General features: G+C 68.8%; 19 protein-coding genes and 1 pseudogene. 10 read left to right on the forward strand and 10 right to left on the reverse strand.

Going from position 1 to position 21219, the window contains the following annotated elements; translation table 11 throughout:
• Nucleotides 1–576: 576 nt before the first annotated feature.
• Genes B1818_RS04120 through B1818_RS04130 form a run of 3 tightly spaced genes read left to right on the forward strand, consistent with a single transcriptional unit; the run spans nt 577 to nt 4972 of the window.
• Complete coding sequence (locus tag B1818_RS04120; RefSeq protein WP_058252725.1) at nt 577–2034, forward strand: condensation domain-containing protein; 1458 nt, start codon at nt 577–579, stop codon at nt 2032–2034.
• A 16-nt stretch (nt 2035–2050) separates the two neighbouring features.
• Nucleotides 2051–3547, forward strand: a complete 1497-nt coding sequence (locus B1818_RS04125) for a condensation domain-containing protein (protein ID WP_058252724.1) — start codon at nt 2051–2053, stop codon at nt 3545–3547.
• Between the two features lie 6 nt (nt 3548–3553).
• On the forward strand, nt 3554–4972 hold the full coding sequence (locus tag B1818_RS04130; RefSeq protein ID WP_058252723.1) for a condensation domain-containing protein: 1419 nt from the start codon (nt 3554–3556) through the stop codon (nt 4970–4972).
• Between the two features lie 150 nt (nt 4973–5122).
• On the opposite strand, the pseudogene B1818_RS04135 reads toward B1818_RS04130, so the two are convergent.
• Nucleotides 5123–5686: pseudogene (locus tag B1818_RS04135) on the reverse strand (TetR/AcrR family transcriptional regulator); the annotation flags it as partial.
• Between the two features lie 191 nt (nt 5687–5877).
• Between B1818_RS04135 and B1818_RS04140 the strand changes: the two are divergent.
• On the forward strand, nt 5878–7440 hold the full coding sequence (locus B1818_RS04140; protein WP_058252722.1) for an NAD(P)/FAD-dependent oxidoreductase: 1563 nt from the start codon (nt 5878–5880) through the stop codon (nt 7438–7440).
• A 26-nt stretch (nt 7441–7466) separates the two neighbouring features.
• A complete protein-coding gene (locus B1818_RS04145; protein WP_058252721.1) occupies nt 7467–8297 on the forward strand; it encodes an SDR family oxidoreductase in 831 nt (276 codons plus the stop codon).
• Nucleotides 8298–8482: 185 nt separating this feature from the next.
• On the opposite strand, the gene B1818_RS04150 is transcribed toward B1818_RS04145, so the two are convergent.
• Both B1818_RS04150 and B1818_RS04155 read right to left on the reverse strand, forming a co-directional pair.
• Nucleotides 8483–9433, reverse strand: a complete 951-nt coding sequence (locus B1818_RS04150) for a glycine betaine ABC transporter substrate-binding protein (protein ID WP_058252720.1) — start codon at nt 9431–9433, stop codon at nt 8483–8485.
• Between the two features lie 58 nt (nt 9434–9491).
• Complete coding sequence (locus tag B1818_RS04155) at nt 9492–10112, reverse strand: MarC family protein (RefSeq protein WP_058252719.1); 621 nt, start codon at nt 10110–10112, stop codon at nt 9492–9494.
• A 42-nt stretch (nt 10113–10154) separates the two neighbouring features.
• Here B1818_RS04155 and B1818_RS04160 point away from each other — a divergent pair, with 42 nt between their 5' ends.
• From B1818_RS04160 to B1818_RS04170, 3 genes are all read left to right on the forward strand, one after another.
• Nucleotides 10155–11240, forward strand: coding sequence for a magnesium and cobalt transport protein CorA (locus B1818_RS04160; RefSeq protein WP_058252770.1), 1086 nt, complete (start codon nt 10155–10157; stop codon nt 11238–11240).
• 46 nt (nt 11241–11286) lie between these two features.
• Complete coding sequence (locus B1818_RS04165; RefSeq protein ID WP_058252718.1) at nt 11287–11946, forward strand: hypothetical protein; 660 nt, start codon at nt 11287–11289, stop codon at nt 11944–11946.
• 140 nt (nt 11947–12086) lie between these two features.
• Entirely contained in the window at nt 12087–13124 is a 1038-nt protein-coding gene (locus tag B1818_RS04170) for an iron-containing redox enzyme family protein (RefSeq protein ID WP_078112021.1), read from the forward strand.
• A 68-nt stretch (nt 13125–13192) separates the two neighbouring features.
• Here the strand turns inward: B1818_RS04170 and B1818_RS04175 are convergent, their stop codons facing one another.
• The 3 genes from B1818_RS04175 to B1818_RS04185 all read right to left on the reverse strand — a co-directional run bounded on the left by B1818_RS04175 (nt 13193) and on the right by B1818_RS04185 (nt 14862).
• Nucleotides 13193–13396: a CDGSH iron-sulfur domain-containing protein gene (locus tag B1818_RS04175; protein WP_058252716.1), complete on the reverse strand. Its 204-nt coding sequence runs from the start codon at nt 13394–13396 to the stop codon at nt 13193–13195.
• Nucleotides 13393–14109, reverse strand: coding sequence for a HemK2/MTQ2 family protein methyltransferase (locus tag B1818_RS04180; RefSeq protein ID WP_078112198.1), 717 nt, complete (start codon nt 14107–14109; stop codon nt 13393–13395). The genes B1818_RS04175 and B1818_RS04180 overlap by 4 nt, the downstream gene beginning before the upstream one ends.
• Before the next feature lie 159 nt (nt 14110–14268).
• On the reverse strand, nt 14269–14862 hold the full coding sequence (locus B1818_RS04185) for a suppressor of fused domain protein (protein WP_058252715.1): 594 nt from the start codon (nt 14860–14862) through the stop codon (nt 14269–14271).
• A 58-nt stretch (nt 14863–14920) separates the two neighbouring features.
• Here B1818_RS04185 and B1818_RS04190 point away from each other — a divergent pair, with 58 nt between their 5' ends.
• Nucleotides 14921–15610, forward strand: a complete 690-nt coding sequence (locus B1818_RS04190; RefSeq protein ID WP_058252714.1) for a metallophosphoesterase — start codon at nt 14921–14923, stop codon at nt 15608–15610.
• Nucleotides 15600–16457 (forward strand): hypothetical protein, encoded by an 858-nt coding sequence (locus tag B1818_RS04195; protein ID WP_055475023.1) that lies wholly within the window; start codon nt 15600–15602, stop codon nt 16455–16457. Before B1818_RS04190 ends, B1818_RS04195 begins: the two co-directional genes overlap by 11 nt.
• Nucleotides 16458–16485: 28 nt before the next feature.
• Here the strand turns inward: B1818_RS04195 and B1818_RS04200 are convergent, their stop codons facing one another.
• The 4 genes from B1818_RS04200 to B1818_RS04215 are packed head-to-tail and all read right to left on the reverse strand — an operon-like array spanning nt 16486 to nt 21129.
• A complete protein-coding gene (locus B1818_RS04200) occupies nt 16486–17661 on the reverse strand; it encodes an ABC transporter ATP-binding protein (RefSeq protein WP_055475024.1) in 1176 nt (391 codons plus the stop codon).
• 3 nt (nt 17662–17664) lie between these two features.
• Nucleotides 17665–18495 (reverse strand): carbohydrate ABC transporter permease, encoded by an 831-nt coding sequence (locus tag B1818_RS04205; protein ID WP_055475025.1) that lies wholly within the window; start codon nt 18493–18495, stop codon nt 17665–17667.
• A 4-nt stretch (nt 18496–18499) separates the two neighbouring features.
• Nucleotides 18500–19720, reverse strand: coding sequence for a sugar ABC transporter permease (locus tag B1818_RS04210; protein ID WP_078112022.1), 1221 nt, complete (start codon nt 19718–19720; stop codon nt 18500–18502).
• Entirely contained in the window at nt 19717–21129 is a 1413-nt protein-coding gene (locus B1818_RS04215) for an extracellular solute-binding protein (RefSeq protein WP_176455882.1), read from the reverse strand. The genes B1818_RS04210 and B1818_RS04215 overlap by 4 nt, the downstream gene beginning before the upstream one ends.
• Between the last annotated feature and the right edge of the window lie 90 nt (nt 21130–21219).

Here is a 21219-nt window from a genome sequence, read left to right on the forward strand (position 1 = left end):
CTTCGAGTGGGCCCGCTCGATCCGCTGCCGGCACCCTTCTCGGCCCACGGTAGGTGAGCTCTCCGGGTGCCGCAACGTGACCTGTCCCGGCATACCGTGCTGCCCGGCAATGCATTTCGGCGCAACCCGGCCTGACCGCGCATTCCCTCCGATGCCACCCCTGTGCGGCAGCCGCTCGTCATGAGTTCTTTACATGAACGCAACGAAACGCCCTTGACCGCAGGTCCGAACACCCAATTCGGATTAAAAACCTCTGTCTCGCAGCGCGATTCCGAAACCGGCGGTGCGTCCGTGCACACCTGGACACCGTCCCCGTGATGAAGCTCACGGACTCCTGCCGCTGCACATGTCCGATGTGACCGCTTAGGCTCGGTTCAGACACAGGCGGCCGTGATGCGGTCCGTTCGACCGGAGAGACCTCCGGGACGTCGTCGGACAAGGTCGTGCGCGTGCATCGGGGTACGGGCGATTCCTGTTGTCTCAGATCAGAACTCATGGGCCGGGGGGCCTTGCCGGCGAAGGCATGGCATGGCGTCGCGGCCCGAGAACGGATGACCGACGCATGGACGACCGCGAATGAAGTTCACCGAACTGTCCGACTATCCCGTCCCGCCCGGGACGGTGACGATCTGGACACCGACCACACGCGCGGATTCCGCGGGCTGGCACACCGATCCGCGACCGTTCACCTACGACCAGTCCGCCTCGATACGACGGTCGACCGCCTACGACTCCGACGAGACCTCCTGGCTCGGGGCCATTTTCGAGATCGACGATGATCTCGACGACGAGCACTTCGATGCCTGCCTGCGGGGGTGGATCACCCGGCACGAAGCCCTCCGCTCGACCTCGGACCCGACAGCCGACGACCCGCACGACGGCCGCCGCACCTACCGCGGTGCGCATCTCGGCGTCGACGCCGAGGCGGTCGGCGGATTCGACTCGGGAGACGACGTCCGCGAGCTGCTCACCGCGGTCTTCGACACCAGGCTCGCGCCGACGCGGTGGCCGCACTGCATCGTGGCCACGATCGAGTCCGAGCGCGGCTTCACCGTCGCCTTCGCCGCCGACCACGTGGTGATGGATGCGTACTCGATCCTGTTGAGCATGAGCGAGATCCGCCGGCTCTACCTCTCCCCACGGCACGGCTCGTCCACCGAGATGGCGGAGGTCGGCAGCCACCTCGACTTCAGCGTCCACGATCGGGCGGTGGGACTCGGACTCACCGTCGATCACCCCGTCGTCGCACGATGGCGCGCCTTCCTGGACAGCTCCGCCGAGTCCCCGGGCTTCGACCTCCCGCTGGTCCGTCCGCACCTGCAGACCCGGGACCGTGCGCGCACCCCGCGCCAGCGCGGCATCTCCGAGTACGTCGCCACCGACAACCAGGCGACCTTCGTGACCTCGGCGGCGCGTGCGCGCGGGCACGGTACCCAGACCGCGGTGTTCGCCGCCCTCGCGGTCACCCTCCGCGCACTCACGGGCCGGGACACGCTGCGGCTCACGATGCCGATGCACACCCGATCCGAGGCACGGTATGCCGGGTCGGTCGGCTGGTATGTCGGTCTGGCGCCGCTCGAGGTCGACCTCACCGCCGCCCACACGTTCGACGACGCGCTCGACGCGACCGCGGCCGCCATCGACACCGTGCGCCATCTGCCGTCCTTCCCCTACCAGCGCATCGTCGAACTGCTCGGTACCGGCGGCGAACCCGAGTTCGTGGTGTCGTATCTCGACATCCGCCACGTCCCCGGGGCGGCCGAATGGGAGGCGGCTCGCGCGCAGATCCTGCGGGGCGGCTCACGGTCGGACCGCGAGGTCTACCTCTGGATCGCGCGTGTACCCGGCGGGATCACCCTGTCCGCCCGGCATCCCGGCCATGACCCCGCCGACTCGAGCATCCGCGACCTCCTCACGTCGTACGCGACCGTCCTGAGAGCACTCGCCACCACCGGCACCGGACTGCCCCTGTCCTCCTACACCCACGCGAACTTCGCCGGCGCCACCGCGATCGACGGCGCCCGCCCCGCATGACCGACGAGAGGACCCGATGAGAATCACGGCCATGGGCAACTGGCGCCCACAACCGGGGACCGCCGTGCGATTCGATCCGACCGAGGCGTGCCGCGCGGCCGCGGCGGCGGCGCCCGCCCACACCGCTCCGGTGACCTTCCTGGCCCAGAACCACGTCCGCGGTGCTGCGGTGGCCCGGGCCGCGGGCCGTACCCATCGCGGATACCTGGGATCGGGCACGGAGATCGACGGCGACCTCGACACCGCGGCACTCGGGACCGCCCTGACGCTCTTCGTCCGGCGACACGAGGTGCTACGCACCTGGTTCGAATGCCGCGACGGAGAGGTCACCGCCCATGTCGTCGACCCGTCCGACATCGAGTTCGAGGCACACGTCGACGGCGAACTGGCGAGCACCGAGGACATCCACCCCTATCTCGTCGACCGATTCGACCGCGAGACCCCGAGCGACTCCTTCCCCGGCTTCTCCTTCGGAGTCGTCCGCCGCCCGGGCGGCTTCGCCATCTTCCTGGCGTGCGATCACGCGCTCTCCGACGGCGCCTCACAGGCCCTCGCCCTGGACGAGATCGCGCAGATCTACGCCGAACTGATCCGGCCGGACGGGCACGGCCACCCGGACCCGGACCCCGCAATGCTGGCCGCCGGGAGTTACTTCGCCTATGCGGCCGCGGAAGCGGAGGTGACCGCCGAGCATCTGGCCGGGTCACCCCAGACCAGGGCGTGGCAGGACATCTTCCGACGGCACGACCTGCAGATGCCGCGCTTCCCACTGGACCTCGGGCTGGGGCCGGGAGAGACAGCGCAGGTGGCCGGGGTCGAGGTCTCACTGCTCGATCGTGCCGGCATCGTCGCCTTCGACACCGTCTGCCGGGCGGCGGGGGGTCGGTTCGTCGACGGCATCTACGCCGCCATCGCCGTCGCCGACCGCGAACTGGCCGGCGCGGACGACTACTACGGCATGACGGTCTTCAACACGCGTGCCGCGCTCGACGGGTACGCGACGTCGCAGGGATGGTTCTGCAACTTCGCCCCGGTCGAGTTCTCCCTCGCCGGCGCGTCGACGTTCTCCGAACTGATCCCGGCGGCCCATGCGGCCCGTCGCCGCGCTCGTGACCTGGCCGCCGTCCCGGTCGCCGCCGCACTGGCCGCCATCGCCGCCGCCGGGGCCACCCCGGACGCGATCATCACCGCACCGAACCTGTTGTCGTACATCGACTTTCGCTGGTTTCCCGGCACCTCGCGCGAGGCCTTCCGGCGCGGTGCGCTGTTCACCGGGGAGGGGCGCACGGCCAATGCGTCGGCGTGGATCAATCGCGATCACGACGAGCTCTACCTGGGGAGCCAGATCCCGGGCACGCGCTTCGCCGAGTCGGTGGCCCGTCCCTACTATGAGCGCCTACGCGACATCATGACCGACATCGCCGCCACCGGCGACCGGCGGATCCAGGCACCGGCGGCCGGTTCCGGGCGAGCTGCCCCGGCCACCGACTCGGCGCTACGCAGAGGAGCGTGAGCGGGCGTGCACGTCACCACCATCGATCGCTACCACCCACCCGCCGGCGAACTGTTGACCTGGACCGTGGACGTCTCGGCCGCCCGGCCCGAGATATCCGACGTACCACCGTCGTTCAACCAGACCGTGCACCTGGCCACGGCCGGTGACTCGAGTACGTGGCTGGCCGCCGCGTTCACCGTCCGCGGGCGCGTGGACCGTGCGGCGCTTGGGTCCGCCTACCGGGCGCTCATCGCCCGGCACGGCACCCTGCGGTCGTCGTTCTCGGCGGGTCCCGCGGGAATCCGGCGACACGCTTACGATCCGGACGACCTCGTCCTGCACCTCGGCAGCGTGGTCGACACGACCGCCGACACCGTCCTACGCGACCGGCTTCGCGACACCCTCGATCGCGCGTGCCACCCCTTCGGTTACCCCGCGTTCCTGTTCGCGGCGATCGACCGCGACGACGCGTCGACGATCATCTGCGGATTCGACCACTGCCATGTGGATGCCTACTCGATCTCCATCGTCATCGACGACCTGCACCGGTTGTACGACGGATTCCGTTGCCACGGAGAGCTTTTCGATACCACCGCCCTCGCGATGAGCGGGAGTTTCGTCGACTTCTGCGCCGCGGAGTCAACAGCGCCCCCGGTCGCACTGTCCGACCCGCGGATGCGCCGATGGCTCCGGTTCTTCGACGACCGGGACGGCACACTGCCCACCTTCCCGCTGGATCTCGGGGTCGAACCCGGCGCCACCGCGCCACAGGCCACCGAGGTGCGCGCACTCCTCGGCCGGCGGGAGACGGAGCAGTTCGCCGAGTTGTGCCGGCGCAGCGGCGCGAGCGTGTTCGGCGGGACGCTGGCCGCGATGGCCGACGCCGTGCGCCGCTGCGGCGGCGGACCCGAACTGCCCCTTCTGTTCCCGATGCACACGCGACGGGAAGAGAGGTGGCGCAACGCAGTCGGATGGTTCACCACCAATGCCCCGCTGCGGGTCGTGGGCACCGGCGATCTGCTGGAGACGATCCGGCGTACCGGGCCCGAACTCCGTCGCGCGGTCACGATCGGCGAGGTTCCCGTCCCACAGGTGATCGAGGCGATGGGCGGACTCCGTCGCACACGCTCGGACATCTTCATGGTGTCCTATGTCGACTACCGGCTGCTGCCCGGCGCCGACCGGCACCGGACCATCGACGCCCACCACATCTCGAACGCGACCACCGCCGACGACGCGCAGTTCTGGATCTCGCGCACCGACGACGGACTCGCGTTGCGGGCCCGGCACCCCGACACGCTGACCGCGCACCGCACCATCCGCCGATTCACCGACGAGCTGATCCGTACCCTGCGGGCGGGCGTCGAACTGGCGGCGGCCGACGACAACGACATCCAGGAGCTGGACGGAGGCGCGGACACCGCGCACGTGGTCGGTCTCTGATCACCAGGTTTGAGAGGTCGCGAGGGGATGGTCGGTCTCGGCCTGCTCCTGCGCGGTCGTTCGGTCCCAACCGGCACCCGCCGCACGGGACCGGTCGGCGGTCAGCGGATCTGAACCCGGTCCCCGGCCTTTACTGGATCGTCGCCGCCGCAGGGCGGGAAGCGCGGCGGTGATCAGGGCGAGCAGTTCGTCCCGGGTGAGCGCTTCGGCGTCGATCGGTTCGGCGGTGAGCCAGCGGATCGTGGTCTCCTCGACGAACGCGATCCAACCGTGCACGCTCATCTCGACGATCGGCGTCACCTCGACCCCGAACACGGGGGCATGGTCGAGAACCCGGCCGACCATCACCTCGCGGGTGCGGTCGACGACCTCCCGCATCGCCGCGTCCGAACTCGACGCGCCGCGGATCAGCGCGGTGTAGGCGGTCCGGTTCTCGCTCACGTAGTCGACGAAGGCCGCCATCGACGCGGCCAGGATCGCGATCGGGTCGCCGAGGGACTCGTCCGGCTCGGTGCGGGCGAGCATCCGGTCGGCCTGGGCCTGTGCGATCGCGACGTGGAACTCCTGCTTCGACGCGAAGTAGTGGAACAGCAGGGCGCGCGACACCCCGGCGGCATCGGCGATTGCGTCGATCGTGATCTCCTCCAACGGCCGGTCCCTGACCATCGCGAGCCCGTAGTCGATGAGCTGGTCACGACGTGCCTCGGGACTCATGCGCGTGCGCTTGTGCGGCGCGCGCCGGTGGTCACCTCCGTCGTCGCCGGTCGTCTCGCCGCTGATCGTCTTGCCGTTGATCACCGACACCGCGCACATCCTCGTCTACTGGCCACGCGGCCAGCCTACCCTCTATTGAGGGTTGTTCAATAGCTATTGACACGTGTTCAGTACCACCTTACGGTGACACCATGACAACGAACGATGTAGAGATCGCCATCATCGGTGCCGGCTTCTCGGGTCTGGGCGCCGCGGTCCGTCTCAAGCAGAACGGTTTCGACGACTTCGTCCTCCTCGATCGCGGCAGCGACTTCGGCGGGACCTGGCGCGACAACACCTACCCGGGCGCGGCCTGCGACGTCCCCTCGCAGCTCTACTCCTTCTCGTTCGCGAAGAACCCCACCTGGTCGCGGTCCTACTCTCACCAGCCCGAGATCCACGACTACATCAACGGGGTCGCCGACCGGTTCGGAATCGGCGCGAAGGCGCGCTTCGGCACCGAGGTGACGCGGACCGCATGGAACGAGGACGAGGGCCGTTGGATCATCGACACCCTGCAGGACGGCAAGACCGATCAAGTGCGGGCACGAGTCCTGGTCGGCGGTGTCGGCCCGCTCTGCGAGCCCAACCTCCCCGACATCGAGGGCATCGAGTCCTTCGAGGGCAAGATCGTGCACTCCGCGCGCTGGGACAACGACCACGACTTCGGCGGGCAGCGCGTCGCGGTGATCGGGACCGGCGCGTCGGCGATCCAGCTCGTTCCCGAGGTCGCGAAGGTCGCCGGGCGCCTCGACGTGTACCAGCGGACCGCACCGTGGATCGTCCCCCGCACCGAGCGCGCCTACAGCTCCGTCGAGCACTGGGCCTACAAGAACATCCCCGGGTACCAATCCGCGGTCCGCGGTGGCATCTACGCCGCCAACGAGGTCGTCGCGTTCGGTCTGACCTACTCCCCCAAGGCCCTCAAGCCGGTCGAGTTGCTCTGCCGCGCCAACATCCTGCGCGGCATCGGCCGCGACGCCGAGCTGCGGCGCAAGGCCACCCCGACCTTCCAGGTGGGCTGCAAGCGCATCCTGCGGTCCAACGACTGGTACCCGGCCCTCGCCCGCCCGAACGTCGATCTCGTGACCGACGGCATCGACCGCATCACCCCGACCGGGATCGTGTCGAAGGACGGCACCGTCCGCGAGGTGGACGTGATCGTCGTCGCCACCGGATTCCACGTCACCGACTCCCCCGTGTTCGAGAAGATCATCGGCAAGGACGGCCGCAGCCTCGCGCAGGTGTGGAACGAGATCGGTATGCAGGGCTACAAGGGCTCGTTCGTCCACGGCTTCCCGAACATGATGCTGATGGTGGGCCCGTCGACCGGGCTGGGCCACACCTCGATGGTGTACATGATCGAGTCGCAGCTGAACTACCTCGTCGATTACCTGAAAACCTCTCGCGCGCTGGGGATCACCCGGACCGAGGTGAAGCTGTCCGCCCAGCAGGAGTTCAACGCCGGAATCCAGCACAAGCTGCGCAACAGCGTGTGGGTGAACGGCGGGTGTGCCTCCTGGTACAAGGACGCCAACGGCAACATCACCACGCTGTGGCCGGGCTTCACCTTCGCGTTCCGGCAGACGACCCGTTCCTTCGACGTCGCCGCCTACGATGTGACCCGCGGTGCCCGGCGATCCGCCGCACCCGCGGTGCCGGCCGCTTCCGCCACCGGCGACGACATCGCGTCGCCCGCCACCGCCAACGCCTGACCGAACCCACCCACAGGAGACAAGACATGAAGGACTTTCGCGGCAAGGTCGTCGTGATCACCGGCGCCGGTTCGGGAATGGGCCGTGACATCGCCGTCAAGCTCGCGCGTCGCGGTGCGCGGCTGGCCATCTCCGACGTCACCCCCGACGGCCTGGCCGTCACCGAGAAGCTGGTGACAGAGGCCGGCGCCGAGGTGCATTCGCAGCTGCTGAACGTCGCCGAGCGCGAAGCGGTACTCACCTACGCCGACACCGTCGCCGAGCACTTCGGCGTGGTCAATGTCGTGTTCAACAACGCCGGCATCGCCCACCACGGTGAGATCGAGCGCACCGAGTTCAAGGACATCGAACGGGTGATGGACGTCGACTACTGGGGAGTCGTCAACGGCACCAAGGCGTTTCTGCCGCACGTGATCGCGTCCGGGGACGGGCACATCGTGAACACCTCGTCGTTGTTCGGCTTGCTGGCCGAACCGGGCCAGGCCGCCTACAACTCCGCCAAGTTCGCGGTGCGCGGATTCACCGAGGCGCTGCGGCAGGAGATGATCATCGCCAAGCACCCGGTGGAGGTGTCGTGTGTGCATCCCGGCGGGATCAAGACCGCGATCGCCCGGAACGCCACCGTGTCCGGGGATCACGACCAGAAGGCCACGGCCGCGTTCTTCGACCGCTACCTCGCCCGGATGACGAGTGAGGATGCGGCCGAGGTGATCATCGAGGGCGTCCGGAAGAACAAGGCACGCATCTTGGTCGGCACCGACGCCAAGATCCTGGACCTCTCGGTGCGCCTCGTCGCCTCGAAGTACCAGTGGGTGTCGGCGAAGCTCACGGGCTGGGCGCTGTCGAAGGCGCGCTAGGCGCCGGGGTCACACACGGGTCGTGACACCGACACGCGGTCGGGGCGTGTCGGTGTCACGGCGCCGGGAGCGAAGCGAGCGGGCCGAATGAGCACGGCGCCGGGAGCGAAGCGAGCGGGCCGAATGAGCACGGCGCCGGGAGCGAAGCGAGCGGGCCGAATGAGCACGGCGTTGTCGTGTCTTCCCTACAGCCCGTGTTCGCCCAGCCAGGCCAGCGCGACGTCGCGCGGGTCCGCACCGCCGTCGACCTCGGCCGCCATGGTGGCGAGATCGGCGGTCGTGATCTCGCCCGCCACCTTGTTCATGGCCTTCACCTGATCGCGGTTCAGCGCCGCGGAACGGAACACCGGGACCAGCACCTCCGCCCGCGGACCCGACTCGTCCGCGGGTTCGGCAGCCGCGGCACCGTCCGCGGTGTCGCCGCCACCCGGTGATGTGCGGAGCGCCTGGACCTCCGACGACGCCCCGTCGGCGTCCTCGCCGGCGATCTCGAGGGGGGTCAGCAGTCCGACCGCGCCGCCGTCGGCGGCACGTCGGAGCACCTCCTCTCCGGTGGCGGTGACCTCGACCGGACCGAAGGCACAACCGGCGTCGGCGAAGGCACGCATCGTCGAGTCATCGGGTTCGGCGACGGCCACGATCGGCAGGCCCGCCGGCAGTCGGCCGCAGTCCTCGAGTCCGGTGGCGCCGACGTCCCCGGCGAGGGCCGTCGACACGAAGATCTGCGGCGCCGCCGATACCGGCGTCTCATCGCCGACCGAAACCCCCTGCGGGAGTGAGCGGTTCAGGTCGTTGTAGACGTCCTCGGCGCCGATCGCGGTAGACGACGGGGACAACAACGTCAGCAGTTCCCCGGTGAAAGCCGGGAAGAGATCGAGCGCAGCGCGGTCCATCTCGTCCAGCAGCGCCGGCGCGTCGCCACGGAGCTGGTCACCGGACACCACCGATCCGGAATTGCGCAACGCACCCGCGTACACCTCGGCCATCACGCGCATCGCCGGATCCTCCGACGAGCCGATCACCACCCCGCGTGGTGGGGACGACGAGTCGTCGGCGCACCCGGCGATGACCACCGCCAGGACGACGATCAGACCGGCCACCGTGATGAGACGTTTGCGGACACGACGTTCAGTCACCCCGCCACCGTATCCGCAGCACGTCCCACGTCCGAACGAGGCGGGTCCCCGGGTCGGCTCACGCTCCCTCGGCAATGAATCCCATGACGGAGTCGGCGATGAGCTGCACGGCGATCGCGGCGAGGAGCAGGCCCGCGATCTTGGCGAGTAGCGTGATGCCGCCGATGCCCAGGATGCGGATGAGCGCCGTCGAATAGCGCAGGACCAGCATCACCACCAGGTGAACACTGACGATGGCTGCCGCGATGGCCAGATAACCACCCGATCCGGCGTCGACGCCGCTCACACCGACGATGACCGCGGCGATGGCACCCGGTCCGGCGAGCAGCGGGGTGCCGAGCGGCACCAGCGCGACGTTGACGTCGTCGGCGGCCGTGGGCTTGCCGGCGTTGCCGAGGCCGGTGAGCAATTGCAGCGCCACGAGCAGCAACAACAAACCGCCGGCGCCCTGCAGCGCCGGGATCCCGATGTGGAGATAGTTCAGGATGGCTTTGCCGGCGACGGCGAACACACTGATCACCAGGAGGCTGACGAGCGGCGCCTGCCAGGCCGCGCGCCGCCGGTACTCCGGCGAGCGTTGACCGACCAGGCTGAGGAACAGCGGGATCTGGCCAGGCGGGTCCATGATGACGAGCAGCGTGATCAACGTCGTCGTGTACACCGTGACGTCGAAGGACACGTTCGGAGAGTGTACGGGGCCCGCCGGGTAGCATCGGCACTCGTGCCCTCGATCCCCCGGCCTGGTCCGCGCGGGTTGTCACCGCGCCGCGAGCGCCGCCCGCTCCCCGAGATCCGCGTCCCCGTGGCGCGGGCGATCGTCGATTGCGCGGTGTACGTCGACGGCCACCGGCAACCGGGACGGGTGAGCTACACCGAAGGTCTCGCCCGGGTGCGGGCCGCCGGCGAGGGCTTCGTATGGGTCGGACTCCACGCCCCCGACGACGCTCAGATGGCCGACGTCGGCGCCACGTTCGGCCTTCACGAACTCGTCGTCGAAGACGCGGTACACGCGCACCAGCGGCCGAAGCTCGAGGTCTACGACGACACCCAGTTCCTCGTCCTGCGCACCGTGCAGTACATCGAGCACGAGACGATGGCCAAGGCGAGCGAGGTCGTCGAGACCGGCGAGATCATGGTCTTCGCGGGGCCGGACTTCGTACTGACCGTGCGCCACGGCGAGCACACCGAACTGTCGGAACTGCGCCGTCGCCTGGAGACGCACCCCGAGCGTCTGGCCCTCGGCCCGACCGCGGTGCTGCACGCCGTCGCCGACAAGGTCGTCGACAGCTACCTCGCCGTCACCGACCGGATGGACGCCGATGTCGCGGCGATCGAGGAGGTCGTGTTCGGTCGGCAGGGTCACGCACTCGACATCGATCCCGTCTACCTCCTACGGCGCGAGGTGCTCGAACTCCGTCGTGCGGTGACACCGCTGGCGGCCCCGCTGCAGAGTCTCACGGCAAGCGGTAACCCGTTGGTGCCCAAAGAGATCCGACGCCAGTTCCGCGACGTCGCCGACCACCTCACGACCGTCATCGACCGGGTCCTCGAGTACGACGAACTGCTCACCTCCCTCCTGCAGGCCGCGGCGGCGAAGGTCGGTATCCAGCAGTCGACCGACATGCGCAAGATCTCGGCATGGGTCGCGATCGCCGCGGTGCCGACCATGGTCGCCGGGATCTACGGCATGAACTTCGACCACATGCCCGAACTGCACCAGGAGTGGGGTTATCCCGTCGTGCTGGGCTGTCTCGTGGCCCTCTGCGCGACGCTGTTCGTCGTGTTCCGGCGCAGTCACTGGTTGTGACCCGCGGCTGGGATTGCCCACGCACCGGCGTGGGTAACCGGCTTCGATGACCCGCACGGACCACGCCGAGGACGCGGCGCGACAACTGATCGACCGCGCCGGCCGCACCTACGCGCAGGACGCCGGGATCACGCTGAAGAACTCGCCGTCACCGCTCTTCGAGCTGTTGGTGCTCGCCCTGCTCCTCAGTACGCGGATCTCCGCGGACATCGCGGTGGCCGCCGCGCGCGAACTGTTCACCGCCGGTTACCGGACCCCGGAGAAGATGGCCCGCGCCAACTGGCAGAAGCTGGTCGACGCGCTCGGCCGCGGCCACTACGTCCGCTACGACGAGAGCACCGCCACCCGCCTCGGCGAGGCGGCGCAGAAGGTCCTCGACGACTACCACGGCGATCTCCGTCGGCTCGCCGACGACGCCGACTCCGACCCCACCCGCGTGGCGGAACTGCTCCAGGATTTCACCGGCATCGGTCCGGTCGGGGCCGACATCTTCCTGCGAGAGGTGCAATCGGTGTGGGAGTGGGTCGCGCCGCGTTTCGACAAACGCGCGCTCGCCGCCGCCCGCGACCTCGGACTACCCGAGGACCCGGCACGGCTCGCCGATCTCGCCGACGGCCGGCCCGAGGTGCTGGCAGCGGCGCTGGTGCGTGTCTCGCTCGACAAGCAGTTGCGCGCGGAGATCGCCGGATCCGACAACCGGGCCTAGGCTGGGACGACGGTCACTACCACCCGGTGATGGTTTGTGCCGTCCCCGATCCGGTTACCCAGGAGAGCCGGCGTCCGCCGCGCACCGCGGTGCCCGACGCCCGTACCCGACAGGAGGACTCCCAGGTGTCAGCTGACCCGATGGTCGACGATCCGACGGCGCACGACACGGCCTTCCGACGCCCCCTGTTGCCCGGTGCGCGCGGACCGCTCTCGGCCATGGTGATCGACCTCCTCCGCGGTGACCCTGCGTCCGCATCGGTCCTCGACCTGCCGGCCGACGACCCGAGGGTCGTCGACGCCGACCCCTACGGCGACGATCTGCAGCTCGCGCTGTACCTCTGCTACGAGATGCACTACGTCGGGTTCGTCGACGCCGACGCCGGATGGGAATGGAGTCCGGCCCTGCTCACGGTCCGGGCCACGCTCGAACAGCGATTCCTCGCCGCCCTGCATCGCGACGTACCGGCGATGACCGCCGACGATTCCGCCGAGCACGAGATGGACGAGCTGTGCATCGAGAACCCCGACGGCGACGGCGCCTCCTACCGGCTCCGCGACGCCGGGACGTGGGAGCAGTACCGGCAGCTCTTCGCCCTGCGCTCGCTGTACCACCTCAAGGAGGCCGACCCGCACGCCTTTGCCATCCCACGTCTGCGCGGGCACGCCAAGGCCGCCTACGTCGCCGTCGAATTCGACGAGTTCGGCGGCGGGCGTGGCGACGCCGTGCATCAGGAGCTGTTCGCCGATCTGCTCCGCGCCGCCGATCTCAGCGCCGACTACCTCGGCTACCTCGACACCGTGCCCGGCGTCGCCCTCACGCCGGTCAATCTGATGTCGCTGTTCGGACTACACCGGCGCTACCGGGGCGCGGCGGTCGGGCATCTGGCGGCCACCGAGATCACCTCGCCGCCCGGTTCGCAGCGCCTGCTGGCCGGTTTGGAGCAGCTCGACGCCCCGGAGGCGTGCCGGCGGTTCTATCGCGAACACGTCGAGGCCGATGCCGTGCACGAGCAGATCCTGCGTACCGATGTCGTCGGCGATCTCATCCGCACCGAGCCGGACACCGAAGCCGATGTGATCTTCGGGATCCGCGCCTTCCTGTTCGTCGAGGACGCCCTCGACCGGCATGTGCTGTCCGCGTGGGACGACGGAAAGAGCGCCTTCCCGGGTATCTGATCCGGGCAAGGCGCTCGTTCGGGCGGCACTCGTGAGCCGTCAGGTCGCGCGGCGGCACTCGTGAGCCGTCAGGTCGCGCGGCGGCGCTTCTTGCGATGGCTGGTGTCGCACAGGGGGTAGTTCTTGCTCCGACCGCACGCACACACCGCGACCATGAACCGATCCGACTGCACCCGGGCGCCGTCGGGGAGTTCGATGTCAACGGGACCGGACACCAGGACGGGTCCGCCTCGGATCACCCGCACCGCATTCGGCTTCTTGTCCCCGCTCACCGCGACGCTCCGGCCGAGGCGGGACCACCCGGGGCGACGGCGACGATCGCGACGAGACGCTCGATGCGACGGTTGCGTTCGAGCATGCCGCACTCTTCCAACCAGCCCGCGCGTGCGGTGAGGACCGGACCGAACGGGATGACCCGCTCGGCCACCACCTCTGCGGTCAGTCCCCCGGCGCGCAGGGCGCGCAGCGAGGCTTCCTCGTCCGCGAATTCCGAGTGGACCAACACGAAAGCGCCGCCGGGCACCAGCAATTCGGGAACGCGTGCGCACAGCGGGTCGAGGACGGCCCGGCCGTCGAGTCCGGCGTCCCAGGCGTGAGACGGGCCGGCCGGATGCAGTTCCGACTCGGACTCCGGTGGGGTCGGAACATACGGGGGGTTGCAGGTGACGACGTCGTAGCGACCCTGATGGCACCGGAGATCACCGTGCGCCACCTCGATCCGGACGCCGGCGTCGGCTGCCGCGCGCCGGGCATAGGCGACCGCGTCCGCCGATGCGTCCACCGCGGTCACGTGCGACGCACCCGCCCGGGCGGCCGCGATCGCGATGGCCCCGCTGCCGGTGCAGAGATCGAGCACGCGGGCCCCCGAGACGCCGCGGGATCGGAGAGTGTCGATCAACAGCTGAGTGTCCTGCTGTGGCAAGTAGACATCGAGCTCGGGTCGCGCTGCGGTCGCTGTGGGAAGCGACGATGAGGTGATGGTCACGCCGGGCACCGCCCGTCCGTCGTGCCGATGGTCCCTGCTCCCCGTGACTCCATGCACCCTCACTTCTCAGACGGACCGTGCTCAGTTGGTCAGAAGTTCCCTCTGTCATACGTTCCGAAACCTCGACGCGGATGAGTCCGCCGGGAATCCGCCGGCCGGTCAGGCCGGGGTTGCCGAGGCCCGATCCGGCCGCCGCACATCGATACCCGCCTCACGCCAGGCCTCGCGGAGTGCGTCGGCACCCTTCAATCGGACCCACGCGGCCTCGTTGGCGGTGATCGGCACCGCCCGGAGCATGCTGACCGGGTCCATGGGCGTGGGCAGCTCGACCATCCCCAGTTCGTCCGCCTCGAGCAGGACCGCGGTGAACGGCGAACCGTCCCACAAGGGTTCGCCGAGGTCGACGAGTGCATCGGCGGCGATGACGAGGCCCTCGACCGCCGGCGCGGCTGCCAGCGTCGCCATGCGCTTGTGCAGACCGGGCAGCGGCGTTCCCGACGACACGCGCACGACGAGTTCGGCACGGGGGCCGCGGACCGGATCGGCGTGCAGGTCGGTGGGATCGGACATCGGGTGCCGTGCGCACCCCGACGTCACGTAGACCACCTCGCCCCGATCTCCGGCCTCGTCGGGCACGAACCGCAGGACGTCGATCGGTTCGACACCGAGGAACGTCACCGACGCGCGTTGGGGGGTCGCCCCCAGCCGGTCTTCGAGAAATCGTCCGACGACCTCAGTCACGGCTTCGCTCACATCCGACAGGCTACCGACTCCGGCGCACGGGCCCGGGGTGCTCCTCTAGCCTGGAGCAATGGTCCGGGTTCTGGCGGTCGCCGACGAGGTGGTGGACTCCCTCACCTTCGGGGTGGGGATCGAGTCCCGTCCCGACCTCATCCTCGGTGCGGGTGACCTCCCGTTCGAGTACCTCGAGATCCTGTCGTCGCTGTGCGACGCGCCGTGCGTGTTCGTGCCCGGCAATCACGACCGGGACCTGCGCGGGTACCGCCGCGGCCGCACCGGCTGGACGCGCGCCGGGCTCCCCGTCGAGGACCCCGGACCGTGCGGTGCGGTCAACGCCGACGGCCGGACCGTGACGGTCGCCGGACTCCGTATCAGCGGCCTCGGCGGCAGTCGCCGCTACAACAACGGCACCAACCAGTACACCGACACCCAGCAGCGGTTGCGGTCCCTCCGGTTGCGATGCACCACCGCGCTGTCACCTCCCCGTGGTGCCGACATCCTGCTCACGCACAGCCCGGCCCGCGGCGTCGGCGACCGCGACGATCTGCCGCACCGGGGTTTCGACTGCTTCCACCCGCTGGTCCGGTCACTGCAACCGGCGCTGCTGGTCCACGGCCATGTCCATCCGTACGGCGAACAACCCGCTGACCTGCCCATCGGCTCCTCGACGACCTCGATGAACGTCGTCGGCTACTGCCAGTTCGACTTCGATCCCGCCACCCGGGAGGTCGAGATCGTGAGGCGCAGACATGGCGCGTGACACCGGATTTCCCGACGCCGACGCGGAGAACGACTTCGCCCGGATGCGACGCCAGGCCGAACGCGCGCGGCTCGCGCAGTGGTTCATGCGCCAGCCCGCCGACGTGAACACCATCCTCCCGTTCGACGAGGTCGTCGCCGCGCTCGGACGGACCGGGGAGACCTCACTCGGACTGCAGGTCGTCGAGGTGTCCTCGATCGTCGGAAGTGTCGACCGCACCAAGGATTTCGACCGCTACTTCCGGCCCACCTCGTCGCGCGGCCGGGAGCGCTGGCAGCGGCTGGCGGCCGCGCAACGCCGCGGCGAATCCGTCCCTCCGGTACAGCTGTACCGGATCGGATCGATGCACTTCGTCATCGACGGCCATCACCGCGTGTCCATCGCGATCGCGCGGAACTGGGTCACGATCGACGCCTACGTCACCCTGATCCACACGCGCATCTCCCCCGAGGGCATCACCGCGACCTCCGACCTGGTCCTCAAGGACCATCGTCGGATCTTCCTGTCACGCGTGCCGCTCGAGGGGTCCCAGGCCGAGGCCATCCGACTCAGCTTCCCGTTCGACTACGCCGAACTCGCCGAGAACGTCGAGGCGTGGGGATTCCGCCTGAGCCAGGAGATCGGCGAGTTCCTCAACCGCACCGAGACCGCTCGGCGCTGGTTCGGTGAGGAGTTCCTGCCGGTCGTGCGGATGGCGCGCCGGGCGGGCATCCGGCCCGACCTCGACAGCGACGCCGAGCTGTACATGTGGGTGGCCTGCGAACGGTATCGGCTTGTGCGCAGGCACATCTGGGACGAACACGTCTTCGACGAACTGCTCGACCACTCCCGCAGGCGCCGGCGCTGAGCCGACGCCTGCAGGGACAGGCGGGACACTAGCGGACGCGCAGGGACTGCCCCGAGCTCTGGTCGAACACCGCGATCTTCGACGCGTCGTAGAACAGCTCCGCCGAACCGCCGCGGCTCACCTTCGAGTCCGGGGACAGTCGGGCGATGAACTGGTTGCCGCCGAGATCGGTTCCGGAATCGGCGGACAACTCCGCGAGGGCGTCGCTCGACGCCCGGCTCGACCCGACGCCGAAGTAGGCGTAGATGTCGGAACCCATCGACTCGAGCACGTCGATGTTCGCGGCGAAGGTCCCGCCGTGTCCACGGGTCGTCGAGTCGACGAGCGACGCGTCTTCGAGGTGCTCGGGCCGGATGCCGATGAGCACGTCGCCGCCACTGCCGACGTCTCCGGCACGGGAGACCACCGCACGATGGTCGTCGAGGACGATGGTGCCGATCGCGGTCTCGATACCCTCGCTGCCGAGGCGACCGGACAGGAAGTTCATCGCCGGGGAGCCGATGAAACCGGCCACGAACACGTTGGTCGGATTGTTGTACAGCTCCTGCGGCGTACCGATCTGCTGCACATACCCGTTGCGCAGCACGACGACCCGGTCACCGAGGGTCATCGCCTCGGTCTGGTCGTGGGTCACGTAGACCGTGGTGGTCCCCAGGCGCTGCTGCAGCTGTGAGATCTCCGTACGCATCTGCACGCGCAGCTTCGCATCGAGGTTCGACAGCGGCTCGTCCATCAGGAACGCCTTCGGGGAGCGCACGATCGCCCGGCCCATCGCCACGCGCTGCCGCTGACCGCCGGAGAGATTGGCCGGCTTGCGGTCGAGGTACTGCCCGAGGTCGAGGATGCGCGCGGCCTCGTCGACCTTCGCGGCCACCTGATCCTTCGGCATCTTCGCGAGAGTCAGTGGGAAGGCGATGTTCTCGCGCACCGACATGTGCGGGTAGAGCGCGTAACTCTGGAACACCATCGCGATGTCGCGGTCCTTGGGTGCGCGCTCGTTGACCCGCTCCCCGCCGATCCGCAGCTCGCCGCCGGAGATGTCCTCAAGTCCGGCGATCATGTTGAGCGTCGTCGACTTACCGCATCCCGACGGGCCCACCAGGATCACGAACTCGCCGTCGGCGATCTCGATGTCGACCCCGTGTACGGCGGTGGAGCCGTCGGGATACTGCTTGGAGACGTTGTCCAGAACGATGTCTGCCATGGGTTATCCCTTCACGGCGCCGGAGGTCAGGCCGGCCACGATTCGACGTTGGAAGAAGAGCACGAAGATGATGATGGGGATGGTTATGACCACCGCGGCGGCCGAGATCGACCCGGTCGGTTCCTCGAACTGCGAACTGCCGGTGAAGTTCGCGATCGCCACCGGCGCGGTGATCGCCCGTTCGGTCGACGTCAGCGACAGTGCCAGGAGCAGGTCGTTCCAGGCGAAGATGAACACCAGGATCGCCGCCGTCACGACGCCCGGGGCGGCGAGCGGGGCGATGACCTTGCGGAAGGCCTGCCACGGGGTGGCGCCGTCCATCTTGGCGGCCTTCTCCAGCTCCCACGGGATCTCGCGGAAGAACGCGGACAAGGTGTAGATCGCCAGCGGCAGCGCGAAGGTGATGTAGGGCAGGATCAAGCCGGGCCAGGTGTCGAACAACCCGATGGCCCGCTCGATGTTGAACAACGGTGTCACCAGCGAGATCTGGGGGAACATCGCGATCAGCAGCGCGGCACCGATCAGGAGCTTCTTGCCCGGGAAGTCCAGGCGGGCCACCGCATAGGCCGCCATCGTCCCCAGGAGCACCGCGATCACCGTGGTGATCAGACCCACGCCGATCGAGTTGATCAGCGCCGAGGTGAAGGCGCTGGTCTCGAAGATGCTCTTGTAGTTGTCGAGGGTGAACTCACTCGGCCAGAACTTCCCGTCGGTCACGCTGCTCGCCGGCTTGAAGGACAGGCTGATGATCCACAGCAGCGGGATGAGTGCATACAGGATCACCAGGATGTTGGCGATCGACCACCAGGCCTTGGACTTTCCGCTCGCATTCAACGGCTTACCTCCCCTCGTCGTCGGAACCCGGTGCGGCGGTGCCGAACCCCTTGATGAACACGAACGCGATGATCGCGACACAGATGAAGATCAGAATCGAGATCGCCGAGCCGACGCCGAGATTGAAGGCGCCGAACAGATTGTCGTAACCCAGCATCGACACCGAGTAGGTGTTGTTGGACCCGCTGGTGAGGACGTAGATGTTGTCGAACACGCGGAACGCGTCGAGTGTGCGGAACAGCAGCGCCACCAGGATCGCCGGCTTCATCAGCGGAAGGATGATGCGCCACAGTCTCGTCCACGCCCCGGCGCCGTCGACCTGGGCCGCCTTGAGCAGGTCGTCCGGGACGAGCGCGAGGCCGGCCAGCAGGAGCAGGGCCATGAACGGCGTCGTCTTCCAGACCTCGGCGAGGACGATGATCGCCAGCGACGGCCACTGCTCGGTGAGCGGTGCGGTGCCGTCGGGTAGCAGGTTGGCGAGATATCCGGTGCCCGGCGTCCACGCGTAGTACCAGGAGAACGCCGCCGCCACGGTGACGATGCCGTACGGGATCAGGACGACGGTGCGGATGGTGCCCCGCCCGAAGATCGTCCGGTGCATGACGAGCGCGATCGCCATGCCCAGCACGAGTTCGATGAGTACCGACACGACCGTGATGCCGACCGTGACGGCAAAGGCCGTCCACCAGTAGTTGTCGGTGAGGACGGTGGCGTAGTTGGCGAACCAGACGAACTCGCGTTCCCCCGGCGCCGAGAGGCTCATCTTGTTCAGCGACAGCCAGACCGCGTACACGATCGGGTATCCGGTGACCAAGAGCATCATCAGTGCGGCCGGCGCCACGAGCCAGAAGGCCAGCCGGCGCTCGGCGGTTTTGCCCTCGCTGCGCCTGCGCGGGGCGGCCGGCGGCGTGTCGGCCCGGGGCCGATCGATCACCGCGGTACCCCCGCCCGTCCCGGTCGCCGGCTTCGACAGCGAGGCGGGCGCGGGATCCGGGGTGGGCCGGTCGGTGTGCGACGACGCCGCGGTCACCTCGTGCCGACCTCCCGGCGGAGCGGTCCACACCTGATCGGACTGCACCGGGGGTGTGTCACCGACGATCGGGATCGGACCGGTTTGCGGTGGCGCATCCTCCGGGAGGGCGTGTCGCCCGGCACGGAACCCCGCGTCGTCGGGGTTGCCGCCCGCGTTCTCGGCGTCGTTACGCGGAGTGTCGTTGTCGCTCACGGGATTAGCCCTTCCCCGTCGATGGCCTTCTGGACCGCTTCGGCGAGCTCGTCGACCAGGGCCTCCGGCTCCCAGGCGCCGACCGGGCTCAACTTGGCCTGCAGCAGCGTCGAGATTGCTTGATAGTCGGGCGATTTCGGCCGCAGAGCAGCGTGCTCGGGTTCGAGCTGCCGCTTGATCTCGTCGGCCATCGGGTACGCGAGGCGGAAATCGGCGTCGTCGTAGATGGACTCGATGACCGGCGGCGGACCCGCACTGAACGAGAACGCCTTCTGCGATGCCTCACTGGTGATGCACTCGGCGGCCTGGTAGGCGAGGTCCTGCTGTTGCGAGGTGCTCGCGACGGCGATGTTGATGCCGCCCAGGGTCGTCTTGGTGGGAAGTCCCTCGAAGCCCGGATAGGGCGCGAAATCGAAGACCCGCCGCATCTCGCGGTTGAGCGGGACCACCTGCGCCGGGGTCGGCGGATTCGCGGTGTCCGCGTACAGGTTCGCGTATTCGGTGAGGTCGAGGAAGGCGACGCTGCCCGCCACGGCGTTCTCGCGCATCCCGGCGAAGACGAACGGCCAGTTCACCTGGTACAGGGCCTCACCGCTCTCCATGCCGAGCCGTGCGGCGCCCTCGTCGGAGTTGGTCAGCGACGGATCGGCACCGGGCGCGGTGGCGACCCGCTTCAGCGTCTCCAGGGCGCGGACCGTCGCGGCGCGGTGTTCGGGGGTGTCGTTGAGGGTGACCTTGTCGGGGTCGTCCGGGTCGACGATCTGCCCACCGGCGCTGGCGAGTACCGAGTTGAACCACACCATCAGGCCTTCGTACTGCCTGCCCTGCACCATGATGTAGGTCGGTCCGCCGTTGCGACCGCTGACGAGCGCGTCCTCGAGCATGCCGTTCCACGTCGACGCCGGGCGCCGGCGGTCGACGTCTTCGACGAGCACATCCGGTCGGTACCAGAGCAATTGGGTGTTCGTGGAGAACGGGATGGCGTAGAGCCGTTCCCGCTCGTCGTCGTCGGTCTTCCAGACCGCGGTGTCGAGCGGACCGCCCAGGGTGCGCGCCGACACCTCGGCGGCCATGGCGTCGGGGACCGGCACCATCCAACCCGCGTCGGCGAATTCGGCCGTCCACACCACGTCCATGCCCATCAGGTCCAGCCCGCTGTCGTTGCCCGCGAGGCGCCGTGCGAGCTGCAAACGCTGATCGTCGGCGCCCTTGGGCAACGGGGTGGTCACGACCTTGTACGCACCACCGGAATCGGCCGAGCATTTGTCGCCGATCTCGGCGAAGGTGTCCGCACCGTCGGCCGGCGGATAGAAATTGAGTACGCCCGCTTCATATCCCGAGCCGCACGCGGACAGCACGGGCAGCATGGCCACCGCTGCCACCGCCGCGGCGAGGACCTTTCGTCTCACGCGCCTGGTAGATCCGTCGGTGCTGATGGATCCGTCCGTGCTGACCCTGCTCCGCACGCAGCCTCCTCGATGTCGTACGCGGCGCCGCAG

Origin of the sequence: Gordonia sp. IITR100 (assembly GCF_002009645.1) — a bacterium.
In the GTDB taxonomy this organism is placed as follows: Bacteria; Actinomycetota; Actinomycetes; order Mycobacteriales; family Mycobacteriaceae; genus Gordonia; species Gordonia hongkongensis.

Coding starts and splice junctions, on each gene's coding strand:
- B1818_RS04120 (WP_058252725.1), top strand. CDS start 577: ATGAAGTTCACCGAACTGTCCGACTATCCCGTCCCGCCCGGGACGGTG.
- B1818_RS04125 (WP_058252724.1), top strand. CDS start 2,051: ATGAGAATCACGGCCATGGGCAACTGGCGCCCACAACCGGGGACCGCC.
- B1818_RS04140 (WP_058252722.1), top strand. CDS start 5,878: ATGACAACGAACGATGTAGAGATCGCCATCATCGGTGCCGGCTTCTCG.
- B1818_RS04145 (WP_058252721.1), top strand. CDS start 7,467: ATGAAGGACTTTCGCGGCAAGGTCGTCGTGATCACCGGCGCCGGTTCG.
- B1818_RS04165 (WP_058252718.1), top strand. CDS start 11,287: ATGACCCGCACGGACCACGCCGAGGACGCGGCGCGACAACTGATCGAC.
- B1818_RS04170 (WP_078112021.1), top strand. CDS start 12,087: ATGGTCGACGATCCGACGGCGCACGACACGGCCTTCCGACGCCCCCTG.
- B1818_RS04190 (WP_058252714.1), top strand. CDS start 14,921: ATGGTCCGGGTTCTGGCGGTCGCCGACGAGGTGGTGGACTCCCTCACC.
- B1818_RS04195 (WP_055475023.1), top strand. CDS start 15,600: ATGGCGCGTGACACCGGATTTCCCGACGCCGACGCGGAGAACGACTTC.
- B1818_RS04200 (WP_055475024.1), bottom strand. CDS start 17,661: ATGGCAGACATCGTTCTGGACAACGTCTCCAAGCAGTATCCCGACGGC.